This is a genomic window from Sphingomonas sp., from assembly GCF_041661885.1.
Taxonomy (GTDB): Bacteria; Pseudomonadota; Alphaproteobacteria; order Sphingomonadales; family Sphingomonadaceae; genus Sphingomonas.
On the sequence record NZ_JBAZTL010000003.1, the window covers coordinates 1 to 12,210 of the forward strand.

A 12,210-nucleotide genomic window follows, 5' to 3' on the forward strand; every position below is an offset into this window, starting at 1 on the left:
ACTGCGCCCGAGTGGTGTCGGTCCACATCGTCGATCTCCGGAAGTTTGTAGCAAAACCCCCTGAATCAACGACTTGGTTAGACGTCAAGCTAACCAACTGATACCACTCAACTTAATTTCCGATCAGGCGCTTAGGCTTTGGTCAAGCTGAGCTGTCAGAGGACTGCCTATATGCACGTCTTCCGGCCAGAATTGGGCAAAGGTCCGCTTCTGGCGGAAGCGGACCTTCATGAATGCCCTATTGTGATAACGCCGCGGCCGACGCGTCCCGCGTAAGGGTCAGGCTTGAGCGGCCATTGTGCGAGCAACGTCGGCAGCGCTGATGCCTTCGAGAGCGAGGCCATAGCCGCCGTCCGCGTCGATCAATCGGCGCAATCCTTGCGTCAACGCGATACGGGTATAGCGGCCAGTGAGTGGCGGCAGTGCGGCAATGCCATCGGCGATTTCATGTGCGCGGGCAAGCAGGCGGTCGGCTGGTACGATTTCGTTGACCACGCCCCAGTCCTTCGCCGTTTCGGCGTCCAAAATCTGCCGGGTAAGCAGGAAATAGCGCCCGCGGATCGATCCGATGACGTGCGGCCACAGGACATGGACGCCGTCACCCGGCACGATGCCGAATTCGAAGTGTGGTTTATCCTGGAACACGGTTTCTGGCGTGGCGAGGATGATATCGGTCAACAGCGCATATTCGCTGTGCAGCAGCACCGGCCCATTGAGCGCGGCGATCATTGGCACCTCGATATCGAGGATGTTCGACAGCACCTTGCGTCCTTCGCGCAGGATCTTGTCATAGCCCCGCGGGGTGAAGAAATCGAAACCCTCGGGATCGATGGCATCCATGAAGGCGTCGCCAGAACCCGTCAGGATCACGACGCGATTGTCGCGATCCTCGCCGATTGCATGGAACAGATCGACGAACTGCTCGTGGGTATGGCCGTTGAAGACGAGCTTGCCGCCGCCGGTGTGCAGCGCAACTTCGAGCACGCCGTTATCCTTGCGGGTCAGGCGGGCGTTGGAAAAAGCATCGCGATAGGTGTCGAACTTGGCCATGATTGCTGATCCTTGGTTTGGGCCGGCCATCATTGACCGGTGTGCAGATCAACTAGGCCATTCCTGCCGAGTGTGGACGATCGCATGAGGCAATATACTTTATGCCTGCGGGGAATAGTCGCCGCTCATCGCCGCCTCGACGAAATGGGCGAACTCGCGCGCCTTGGCGCTCGCCATCCGGCCTGCTGGAAACACGGCCCACAAATCGAGACGCGCCAAAGACCAGGGCTCCAGCACGCGGCGCACGGCACCACTCGCCAGCTCGGCCGCGAACATCCAGTCGGAGGCGATCGTAAGGCCCATGTCGGCAAGCACCGCCGCGCGCAGCCCCTCCGCCGCACTGACGCGCAGGCGACCGTGAACCGCAACCGATATTTCAGCACCGTCGCGCGTAAACGACCAGGTGTTCGGGAGCTGGCTATAGATAACCGCCTGGTGCGCCGCGAGCTCGGCGGGGCTTTGCGGCTCTCCGGCGCGGGCGAGGTAGGTCGGCGTGGCGATCACCGAGCGGCCGCCGCTCCCGAGTTTACGCGCGGTTGCCGTGGAATCCGCCAACGCACCCATGCGCAGTGAAAGGTCGATCCCCTCCGCAACCAGATCGATGACGCGGTCATCGAGGATTACGTCGATTTCCAACTCGGGATGCTGTTCCAGAAAACGGGGCAGGAGCGGCACGATGTGCGAGCTCGCGAACGTCGTTGCTGCCGAGATGCGCAGGCAGCCCGACAATCCGGCCCCCGCGCCGCGCGCGGCAAGTTCGGCCTCGTCGGCTTCCTGGATCGCCGAGCGCGCACGTTCGAAGAAGCGCTGTCCCGCTTCGGTGGGGGTCAGGCCGTGCGTCGAGCGGATCAGCAGACTGACCTGAAGCCGGTTCTCCAACTGCGCGATCGTCTTTGAGACGGCGGGTTGGCCGACGTTCAGATGGCGGGCGGCGGCGGTGAAGGAGCCCGTTTCCACCACCCGAACGAAAGTCGCCATTGCTTGATATCGGTCCAAGTCATTCCTCCTGGGAATGAACATTATTGCTCCGGGGCGGCTGCCATGTCGAGCGGCGAAGAAGCATCTTATGGCAGCGCCCTTGGATGGACCAGGGCGCACCAGGATTGTGACGATGCTCGAAGTTTATGCGTTTGCGACGCCCAACAGCGTCAAGGTGCCGATCGCGTTGGAGGAGCTGGGGCTCGACTATGCGCTTCATGCCGTCAACGTTCGCAAGGGCGAGCAGAAAGCGGCCGACTTCGCGGCACTCAACCCCAACACCAAGGTGCCGGTGCTGATCGACCCTGATGGTCCCGATGGGCGGCTGGTGTTGACCGAATCCGCCGCGATCCTGGTTTACCTTGCCGAAAAGAGCGGCAAGCTGCTGCCATCGGCCGGCGAAGGTCGTGCGCGGGTGTTCGAGCAACTGTTCTTTCATGCCTCGGGGCTGGGGCCGGTATTTGGCCAATCGGGCTTTTTCCAGCGCTTCGCCGCCGAGCCGCAGCCGATCGCGATCGAGCGGTTCTTGACCGAAGCGAAGCGGACCGTTTCGGTTCTCGATCGTGTCCTGGCGGATCATCGCTTCGTTGCAGGGGATGCGTTCACGATTGCGGACATTGCCCATTTCGGCTGGCTGTGGCGGCGCGAGTTCGCCGGTGTCGCGCTTGACGACGCCCCCAATGTCGCGCGCTGGTATGCCGAAATCGAGGCTCGCCCCGCCGTTCTCCGCGCGATCGAACGCGTCGGCGCGCTCGTCCCGCAGTCCTGACCGTTGGTGCTGGAGATCATCGATGTCCCATTTGTTTACGCCCTTCCGCGCCGGGTCGCTTTCGCTCGGTCACCGCGTCGTGATGGCACCGCTCACGCGGATGCGCTCCAGTGCCGGCGACCGGCCGAACGCGCTGATGAGGGAGTATTACAGCCAGCGCGCCTCCAAAGGCGGTCTCATCATCTCGGAAGCGACGCCCATATCGCGCCAAGGCTATGGCTATGCCGGGGCACCCGGCATCTATGACGACGGCCAGATCGAAGGCTGGCGGGCGATCACCGACGCGGTCCATGAACGCGGCGGCAGCATCGTCATGCAGCTCTGGCATGTCGGCCGTCAGTCGCATCCCGACATCCAGCCGAACGGCGAGGCACCGGTCGCACCGTCCGCGCTCCAGGCCGAGGGGTATGGCTATTCGACAAAAGGTGCCGTGCCCTTTTCGATGCCGCGCGCGCTGGAACGGAACGAAATCTCCGCCATCGTCGCCGCATTCGGTGCCGGTGCGGCGCGCGCGAAGGTCGCCGGTTTTGATGGCGTCGAGATACACGCCGCCAATGGATATCTGCCCGACCAGTTTCTGCAGGACGGCACCAATCATCGCGCCGATGATTATGGGGGCAGTATCGACAATCGCGCCCGCTTCCTGCTGGAGGTGACGCAAGCCGCGATCGATGCGTTCGGCGCGGATCGGGTGGGTGTACGCCTCAGCCCCAGCGGCACCTATGGCTCGATGTCGGATAGTGATCCGCAGACGACCTTTGGCTATGCCGCTGCCCGACTCGACGCACTCGGCATCGCATATCTCCACGTGGTCGAACCGCGCATCAGGGGAACCGAACTGATAGCCGAGACCGAACCGGTCGCGGCCAGGCACCTGCGCGGCATCTTCCGCGGCACGCTGATTGCGGCGGGCGGCTTCGATAGGAACAGCGCGGAGGCGATCCTGAGCGTCGGTGACGCCGATGCGGTGGCATTCGGTCGCAATTTCATCGCCAATCCTGATTTGCCGGACAGGTTGCGCCTCCGCCTGCCGCTCAACGCATATGACCGGTCGACTTTTTACGGCGGCGATGCACGCGGTTACACCGATTATCCCATCCACAGCCGCGCTGCCTGAAACGTCTTTCCGGCGGGGAATGGCGGATGGTCGATCAGGCTGTTCCGCCGCATCTCGCCGCTAAGGATTTATCTCACGGCTATTCAATTCGAGGAGACGTATCATGACCCTTCAAGCCAGGCTCGATGCCTTCAAAGCGGATTTCCGCGCCGGCAAGGCGCCCTATACCGTGCCGCGCGAGGTGATCGACACGATGGACCGTGCAACTGCGGAACTGATTGCCAGCGGCGCGGCGGCGCGCGCGCTCAAGGCCGGGGAGCAGGCGCCCGCCTTCACGCTCAATGATCCCGACGGCCAGCCTGTTGCCTCAGCCGACTTGCTGGCGAAGGGGCCGCTGGTCGTCAGCTTTTACCGGGGTGTCTGGTGCCCTTATTGCAACATGGAACTGCAGGCGCTCCAGGCAGCGCTGCCCGAGTTCGAGACGCTTGGCGCCAGCCTCGTCGCTATTTCGCCGCAGACGGCGGTCAACAGCCGCAAATCGATCCGCCAGAACGGCCTCGATTTCCCGATTCTTTCGGATCCACGCAATGAGGTGGCGGCTGCGTTCGGGCTGCGCTTCGAGATGCCAGACTATCTGGTGGACCTGTACAAGGCTCTGAAAAACGATTTGCCGACGTTCAACGGCGATCCGAGCTGGACGCTGCCGATGCCGGCGCGCTTCGTCATCGGCCAGGACGGGACGATCCGTTATGCCGAGGTCAACCCCGACTATACCCGCCGCCCGGAGCCCGAAGACATGTTCCCGGTATTGCGCGGTGCCGCCAACGTCGTCGCTTGAATCGCCATACCGTTCCGGATGCGAGCGCATCCGGAACGCGCCCGTCCGGAGACGTTCATGAGCCGAACCTTCCTCATCACCGGCGCCAGCAAGGGCATCGGTCTCGCACTCGCCCATCGGCTTGCCGCTAATGGCAATCAGGTTGTCGGAATTGCGCGACAGGCGACCGCCGATTTCCCCGGCACGCTCATTCCCGTCAATCTTGCAGACACGGCTGCCGCGGATGCGGCGCTCGCCGACCTTACGCGCCGTTTTGCGTTCGATGGCGTGGTCAACAATGTCGGGCTCGTCCGCCCGCAGCGGCTCGGCGAAATCGAATTGTCCGCGCTGGAGGAGGTGATGCGGGTAAACCTGCACCCGGCGCTCCAGGCCGTGCAGGCGATCCTGCCGGGCATGAAGGATCGCGGCTGGGGCCGGATCGTCAACATCTCTAGCCTAACCATCCTGGGCAGCCTCGAGCGCACCGCCTATGCTGCGGCGAAGGCGGCGCTCGTCAGCTTCACCCGCAGTTGGGCGCTCGAACTCGCGACCACCGGCGTCACGGTAAACGCGGTCGCGCCGGGGCCGACCGAAACCGAACTGTTCCGCGCCAACAATCCGCCGGGCAGCGAAGGTGAGCGGCGCTACCTCGCGGGCGTGCCCATGCGGCGGTTCGCAAAGCCGGATGAAATTGCCGCCGCAATTGCCTTTTTGCTTTCCGACGAAGCGGCCTTCATCACCGGCCAGACGCTCCACGTCGATGGCGGCGCTTCGATTGGCAAAGCGGCGCTATGATCGGGGCGATGCCGGTAATCCCCTCCTGAGCTCGTCGAAGGGGCGCCACTTGCTCGACGGGGTCGTTACGGCGGTGGAGCGTTCCTACGGCCGCGTCGACTATCGCTCTCGTCGGCAGGAAGGTGGTGTGCCCTCTGTTCCATTTGGTGCCGCGCCATCCGGCCGATTGCGAGAAGGAGGCCGCGCTCGTCGGCCGGATCGTGTTGGAAGATAATCAATTTATACGTTGTAATATAACGATAAAATCTATCCTCTTACGAAGAGTGTTCGCGTCGCGAGGTGCTTTGGGGCCCCGTTTGCGTTTGACTGCAGGAGCATGAGCTAACGGCCTATTCCCATTGACATAGTAGGAGTTGGAAGCCAGCTTTTGTGCAGCAAATGTCGGGTGATAGGCAGTGTCTGCAAGGTTGGAAGCGGCCAGATTTTGTGGCGGATTGCGGTGCTGCATGTCGGCCATTTCCGTCGTCGACGACGCAGTGGTTCCTTTGAGATTTCAACCGGGGCGGGCACGGTGCAGTTAGGCCGGCGCGCACTGGTGTCAGGCGGCGTTGCGGCTGGAATCGCGGCGCTGGCGGTTCCGTCGCTCTTGCATCGCGGTACGTCCGGCAGGATCGTTCGATTGGGCTATACCAAGGCCGGACCGATGATTGGCCTGCGCGCGCGCGGTCGCCTTGAGCTCATGCTCGCGGCCAAGGGGATTGGCACGAGTTGGAGCGAATTTCCCGCCGGGCCGGACCTGTTGGAAGCAATGGGGGCGGGGGCGCTCGATTTCGGGATGACAGGCAATACGCCGCCGATTTTCGCTGCCGCAAATGGCCTGCCGATTCGATATGTTGGTTATGAGCCAGCCGCACCGATGCTGGAGGCGCTGCTTGTCGGCGCCCGGTCTGCGGTTAGCGATCTGGCGAGTTTGAAGGGCGGGAAGGTAGCGGTCACACGGGGTTCAAACGCGCACTATCTGCTGCTGTCGCTGCTGCGGCGTCACCAACTGAGCCCCGAGCAGATCGACATTGCCTATCTGCAGCCTGCCGATGCCGGGGCAGCACTCGCCAATGGCAGTATCGACGCCTGGGCGATCTGGGATCCGCTGATGTCCTCGGCCATCGCCGCAGGCCATGCCCGCATTCTCGCCGATGCGCGCGGGGCGAGCAACAACCATTATTTCTATATCGCCCGCACAGACTTTGCCGCCGAAAAACCGCTTGTCGCGCTGATTTTGGACGAATTGCACCTGACCGGCCAGTGGATCAACGATCACCCGATCGAGGCGGCAAGTGTGCTCGAGGCGAATACCGGCTTGGCTGCCGCGGTCTGGAGGGAGGCCCTCTCCCACGCACGATTTGGCGCGAAGGCGATCGATGCCGTTCCCATCGTCGAGCAGCAACGGATTGCCGACACGTTTCTGGCCGCCGGGCTGCTGAAGCGACCAGTCACAGTTTCCGACGCGGTGGCGTCCATCGATTAATTTCAGAAGGCATCAATATGGAAATTCTGTGGTTTCTGCCGACTCAAGGCGATGGGCGGCATCTGGGTACGGCGATCGGCGGCCGCGAGGTGACGCTCGATTATTTGACGCAAGTCGCGCGCGCCGCCGATGATCTGGGCTATTCGGGCGTATTGGTGCCGACGGGGCGCTTCTGCGAGGATCCCTGGGTGACGGCATCGGCAATGGTGCCGGTGACCAAACGTCTCAAATTTCTGGTCGCGGTGCGGCCTGGCATCATCTCGCCAACGGTTGCCGCGCGCATGACGACGACGTTCGACCGGATATCGGGTGGTCGGTTGCTCATCAACGTCGTGACGGGGGGCGACCCGGTTGAACTGGCGGGCGATGGCTCGTTCCACCCGCACGACCAGCGCTACGCTTTGACGCGCGAATTCATGGAAATCTGGCAACGGTTGCTGACCGAGGAGCAAGTCGATTTCGCGGGCGATCATTTGCGAGTCGAAGGAGCAAGGATCGTATTTCCCCAGGTGCAACGCCCGCATCCCCCCATCTACATCGGTGGATCGTCCGATCCCGCGCTGGATCTCACCGCCGACATTGGTGACGCTTTCATGACCTGGGGCGAGCCGCCCGCGCTTGCGGCTGAAAAGATCGCCGATGTGCGCCAACGTGCCGCGGCGCGTGGTCGGTCGATCCGCGTCGGGATGCGGCTGCACGTGATTGTCCGCGATACCGACGCCGAAGCCTGGGCAGCGGCGGACGACCTGATCAAATATCTGGATGACGACACGATCAAGTCGGCCCAGGCGAGCTTTGCCAATCACGATTCCGTCGGGCAGAAGCGGATGACCGATCTGCATGGCGGCGACCGGGACCGGCTGGTCGTCAGCCCCAATCTTTGGGCGGGGGTGGGCCTTGTCCGTGGCGGGGCGGGGACCGCGATCGTCGGCGACCCTCAGACCGTGGCGGCACGTCTCAAGGAATATCGCGACATCGGCGTCGACCTGTTCATCCTGTCGGGCTATCCGCATCTGGAGGAAGCATATCGCTTTGCCGAGCTGGTGTTTCCGTTGCTGCCGATCGACCGGCCCGCGACACGCTCGTCGGGGACGCCGGACGCTACGCAACAACCGCGTGGGGAGGTGATCGGGTTTGACCGGTTCCCGGTTCAACCCGCGCCCAAAGCTGCTCCAGCCCCGCAGGACTCTTGATGCGCTTGCGCTTCCTGATCGGTTGGATTGTTCCGGTGCTGCTGCTTGTCGTCTGGGAAGCGGCGGTTCGCGGTCATTTGCTGTCATCGACGCTGCTGCCGGCGCCAAGCGCGGTTGCGGTGGCGGGATGGCGCCTGCTCCGCACCGGTGAACTGGTCAGCAATATCAGCATCAGCTTTTCGCGGGCGATGCTGGGGTTCCTGATCGGTGGCGGGCTGGGGCTGGGCTTTGGCGCCGCCAATGGATTGTCGGCGTTCAGCCGCCAATTGCTCGATCCATCGTTGCAGATGGTCCGGAATGTTCCGCATCTGGCGTTGATCCCGCTGGTTATCCTGTGGTTCGGCATCGGGGAAAGCGCCAAGCTGTTCCTGGTCGCGCTTGGTGTGTTTTTCCCGATCTATATCAACAGCTATCACGGTATCCGCACTGCTGATCCGCAACTGGTGGAAATGGGCCGTGCTTATGGCATGGGGGGATGGCGGCTGTTTCGGCGCGTTATTCTGCCCGGGGCGCTGCCGTCGATCTTCGTCGGGCTTCGGTACGGGTTGGGGACGATGTGGCTGACATTGATTGTCGCCGAAACCATCGCCTCGTCCGATGGCATCGGCCATATGGCGATGCAGGCGCGCGAATTTTTGCAAACCGACGTCGTGGTACTGGCCATCCTGATCTATGCCTTGCTCGGCAAGCTGGCGGATAGCGCGGTGCGCTTGCTCGAACATGCCTATCTGCCGTGGCATCCCAATTTCCAGCCTGCCGAGGGGCAAGCGCGATGAGCGTCGTGGAAACCGGCAACGGGGTCGGCGTCGATCTGTCGACGCTGACGCGCGGCTTTTCCGGGCAAACGGTGCTGGATGGCGTCGATCTGACGATCGCGCCCGGCGGCTTCTTGGCGCTGGTCGGCCGGAGCGGGTCGGGCAAGAGCACCTTGCTGCGCCTGGTCGCCGGGCTTGACCGGCCGGATGCGGGGCAAATCCGCTTTACCGGCGGGCAACCCTTTGTCGCCGCGCGTGATCTGCGCATCATGTTTCAGGACGCGCGCCTGCTGCCGTGGTTGTCGGTTGCGGACAATGTTGCGGTCGGGGTCGCGGCTGGGCTCGGCAAGGCGCGTGACGCCTCATCAAGCGTGCAGGAAGCGCTGGCGGCCGTGGGTCTTGCCGATCGTGCTGCCGCGTGGCCGTCGACATTGTCGGGTGGCCAACGACAGCGTGTCGCGCTTGCTCGTGCGCTGGTATCTCGCCCGCGCCTGTTGTTGCTCGACGAACCGATGAGCGCCCTCGATGCGCTGACCCGGATCGAGATGCAGGATCTGATTGCCCGGTTGTGGTCGATCCACCGGTTCACCGCGATTCTGGTGACGCACGATGTGCCGGAGGCGGTGAATCTGGCGGACCGGGTCGTGCTGCTCGACAAGGGCAGGATCGATATGTCGATCGATATCACGCTTGAGCATCCGCGTCAGCATGGCGCGCCGGACGGCGCCCGGTTCGAGAAGCGCTTGCTCGATCGCCTGCTCTTAAAGGAGCCGCGCCCCAACTAATCCGACTGGCACAATGAGCAGTGTCGGCAGGCCCATAATTCCTACTAATTTGATATAAAAAGGATGGATCGGATGAAATCGAACCGAATTAGAAAAGCGCTCCTTACGCTGGCCTGTTCCGGCGTCGGCGCAGGCGCATTCTATCCCGTGGCTGCTAATGCCACGGAACGGTCAAGCACTGCGGTCGCGGCGGGCGTGGTCACCGATGAGGATAAAGCAACGGCGGCGGAGGGCGATATCGTCGTTACGGCGCAACGGCGCGCGCAATCCATTCAGGACGTGCCCATTGCCCTTCAAGCCTATGGGCAAGAGGAATTACGCCGACGCGGGGTGATCCAGGCGGACGACATTGTCCGCCTCGCGCCCAATCTGTCACTCAACGAATCAAACAGCATCAACACCTCGATCACGATCCGTGGCGTTGGCACCAACAATTTCCACGGTAACGTCAATCGCGCGGTCGGCATCTATCAGGACGATGTGTATCTGGCGACGCCTTATACCGGCGTGTTGGGCGTCTATGATCTGGAACGGGTAGAGGTGCTGCGCGGGCCGCAGAGCACGCTGCTGGGCCGCAACACCACGGGCGGGGCGGTGCGCTATCTGTCGAACAAACCGAAACCGGGTGATCCGCTGAGCGGTTATCTCGACGTCACTTATGGCAGTTATAACCGTGCCGATGCCGAAGGCGCGCTGGGCGGATCGCTGACCGACAATCTGGCGACGCGTGGGGCATTCCAGATCGAACGGCGCGACGGACTGTTCACCAATGTCGCGCCTGGACGCGAAGGCGAGCAGCTTGGCCGCCGGGAGCGTTATTCGGGGCGGTTGCAATTCGTCTGGCAGCCCGCGCCGGGCACCGACATCCTGTTCAACGGCCATTTCGGCCTGAACCGCGGCAACGATGTCGGCGTGAAGGCGCGGGGACTGCGCAATCCTGCCAATCCAACGCAGGCTTGCCCCGACGTTGCGACATCCGGCAATTTCGAGCGTGGTAACGATTGCGTGACCATTACCGGCTTCAACCCATCGACGAGCAATTATTATCAAATTTACAACACCACCTCGGCGCGCAGCAATGTCGATGTCGGTGGTGGCTTCATCAAACTCGATCAGGAACTGGGATTTGCAACGCTGACCGCGATTGGCTCCTATGACCAGACGGGCGTGCAACTGGCGGATGACTTTGCCGGTTTCAACACCTTCCAGTTCCAGACGCAGCAGGATTCGACGTTCAAGGATTATGCGGCGGAAATCCGCCTAGCGTCCCCACAGAGATATGGGTTCCGCTGGATCGCAGGGGCAGGCTATTTCCATGAGGATCTGGTGCAAGGCACGATCGTGCGGCGCGACAATGGTGGCGCGCTGCAACCGGGCGGCGAGACGATTTCGTTCAACATCCTGAACCAGAAGGACGAAGACCTTTCGGTTTACGGCCAGGGCGATTTCGACCTCACGCATCGATTGACGGTTACGGCCGGTTTGCGCTTCACCAACAACAGCAAGAGCGCGACCTCGCGCTTTGGTGTCGCCAACAGCCCCGCAAGCCAGATTCCGGTCAACACCTTCATCTCGCGCGATATTGCGCTGGCGCTGACCAACGGTGCGCCCGAAACCTGCCCGCCGGGGCCGGTGGTGGTGGGGCCGGACGGGCGTGTCACCGGCGGACCGCCGCCATGCCTGTTGCCGCTGCTCAACCCGCGCCAGGAGATCAACCGGCTGAGCGCGCGTGCCGCGATCAGCTATAAATTCAGCAACGCTATCCTTGGTTATGCGTCCTATTCTCGCGGGTTCAAGGCGGGCGGGTTCGACACGCGCGCGCTTGCGGCCTTTTCGGGCGGCGGGCGCAACCCGGTCGCGCCCGAAACGCTCAACGCTTATGAAGCCGGGGTGAAATCGGATGTGTTCGGGCGTTTGCTGCGCCTCAATGGCGCGGTCTTTTATTATAATCTGCAAGGATTGCAGACCTTTGCCGTGCAGAACGGTACGCCGGCGTTCATCAACATCCCGAAATCGCGGTTGATTGGCCTGGAATTGACCGCCGATGTCAATCCTGGCGACGGGTGGCATTTGCACGGCGATTTCGGCTGGCTCGATACCAAGATCACCGATTCAGGCGGCGTCGCCGGATTGGACAAGGGACATGTCCTGCCCAATTCCCCCCGAACGTCGGCGAATGCCGTCATCGCCCGCGAATTCGGGCTGAACAACGGATCTCGGCTCAACCTTCAAGGGGCCGTGCGCTACGTCGCCAGATCGATCGATTCGTTGCGGTTCCGAGATGACTTTCTGCTGACCAAGAACGCGCAATTCTATCTGGATTTGCGCGCGGCCTATCAGTTCGGCCGCGACAACCGTTATGAATTGGCGGTGTTCGGCAATAACTTGACCTCGCAAAAAGTATGCTCGGACATCGACCTCAACGACAATCCGCTACAGCCAAGCCCGAGCGACCTGACATCGACGGTCGCCTGCACGCCGTCGGACGGGCGGGCGTTGTTCGGTGGATCGTTCAAGGTTCGCCTGTGATGAAACTTATTCCGCCA

General features: G+C 62.4%; 11 protein-coding genes. 9 read left to right on the forward strand and 2 right to left on the reverse strand.

All coding sequences use genetic code 11. The features are described from left to right. Positions 1-279: 279 nt before the first annotated feature. A complete protein-coding gene (locus WC704_RS06540) occupies positions 280-1,050 on the reverse strand; it encodes an enoyl-CoA hydratase/isomerase family protein (RefSeq protein ID WP_372889118.1) in 771 nt (256 codons plus the stop codon). Between the two features lie 99 nt (positions 1,051-1,149). Then, positions 1,150-2,046 carry a LysR substrate-binding domain-containing protein gene (locus WC704_RS06545; RefSeq protein ID WP_372889119.1) on the reverse strand — a complete coding sequence of 299 codons (897 nt, stop codon included), beginning with the start codon at positions 2,044-2,046 and terminating at the stop codon, positions 1,150-1,152. Between the two features lie 115 nt (positions 2,047-2,161). On the opposite strand from WC704_RS06545, the gene WC704_RS06550 reads away from it, so the two are divergent. From WC704_RS06550 to WC704_RS06590, 9 genes are all read left to right on the forward strand, one after another. Then, a complete protein-coding gene (locus WC704_RS06550) occupies positions 2,162-2,797 on the forward strand; it encodes a glutathione S-transferase family protein (RefSeq protein WP_372889120.1) in 636 nt (211 codons plus the stop codon). A 22-nt stretch (positions 2,798-2,819) separates the two neighbouring features. Next, a complete protein-coding gene (locus WC704_RS06555) occupies positions 2,820-3,914 on the forward strand; it encodes an alkene reductase (RefSeq protein ID WP_372889121.1) in 1,095 nt (364 codons plus the stop codon). A 103-nt stretch (positions 3,915-4,017) separates the two neighbouring features. After that, the gene (locus WC704_RS06560; RefSeq protein WP_372889122.1) at positions 4,018-4,692 is read left to right on the forward strand and encodes a peroxiredoxin-like family protein; all 675 of its coding nucleotides are present in this window, start codon (positions 4,018-4,020) and stop codon (positions 4,690-4,692) included. Positions 4,693-4,749: 57 nt separating this feature from the next. Next, positions 4,750-5,466: an SDR family oxidoreductase gene (locus tag WC704_RS06565; RefSeq protein ID WP_372889123.1), complete on the forward strand. Its 717-nt coding sequence runs from the start codon at positions 4,750-4,752 to the stop codon at positions 5,464-5,466. A 385-nt stretch (positions 5,467-5,851) separates the two neighbouring features. Continuing rightward, positions 5,852-6,931 (forward strand): aliphatic sulfonate ABC transporter substrate-binding protein, encoded by a 1,080-nt coding sequence (locus tag WC704_RS06570; RefSeq protein WP_372889124.1) that lies wholly within the window; start codon positions 5,852-5,854, stop codon positions 6,929-6,931. A 17-nt stretch (positions 6,932-6,948) separates the two neighbouring features. After that, positions 6,949-8,124 carry an FMNH2-dependent alkanesulfonate monooxygenase gene (ssuD, locus tag WC704_RS06575; protein ID WP_372889125.1) on the forward strand — a complete coding sequence of 392 codons (1,176 nt, stop codon included), beginning with the start codon at positions 6,949-6,951 and terminating at the stop codon, positions 8,122-8,124. After that, positions 8,124-8,900 carry an ABC transporter permease subunit gene (locus WC704_RS06580; RefSeq protein WP_372889126.1) on the forward strand — a complete coding sequence of 259 codons (777 nt, stop codon included), beginning with the start codon at positions 8,124-8,126 and terminating at the stop codon, positions 8,898-8,900. The genes ssuD and WC704_RS06580 overlap by 1 nt, the downstream gene beginning before the upstream one ends. Continuing rightward, positions 8,897-9,664: an ABC transporter ATP-binding protein gene (locus WC704_RS06585; RefSeq protein WP_372889127.1), complete on the forward strand. Its 768-nt coding sequence runs from the start codon at positions 8,897-8,899 to the stop codon at positions 9,662-9,664. The genes WC704_RS06580 and WC704_RS06585 overlap by 4 nt, the downstream gene beginning before the upstream one ends. A 72-nt stretch (positions 9,665-9,736) precedes the next feature. After that, a complete protein-coding gene (locus tag WC704_RS06590; RefSeq protein ID WP_372889128.1) occupies positions 9,737-12,193 on the forward strand; it encodes a TonB-dependent receptor in 2,457 nt (818 codons plus the stop codon). The last annotated feature ends 17 nt before the right edge of the window (positions 12,194-12,210 follow it).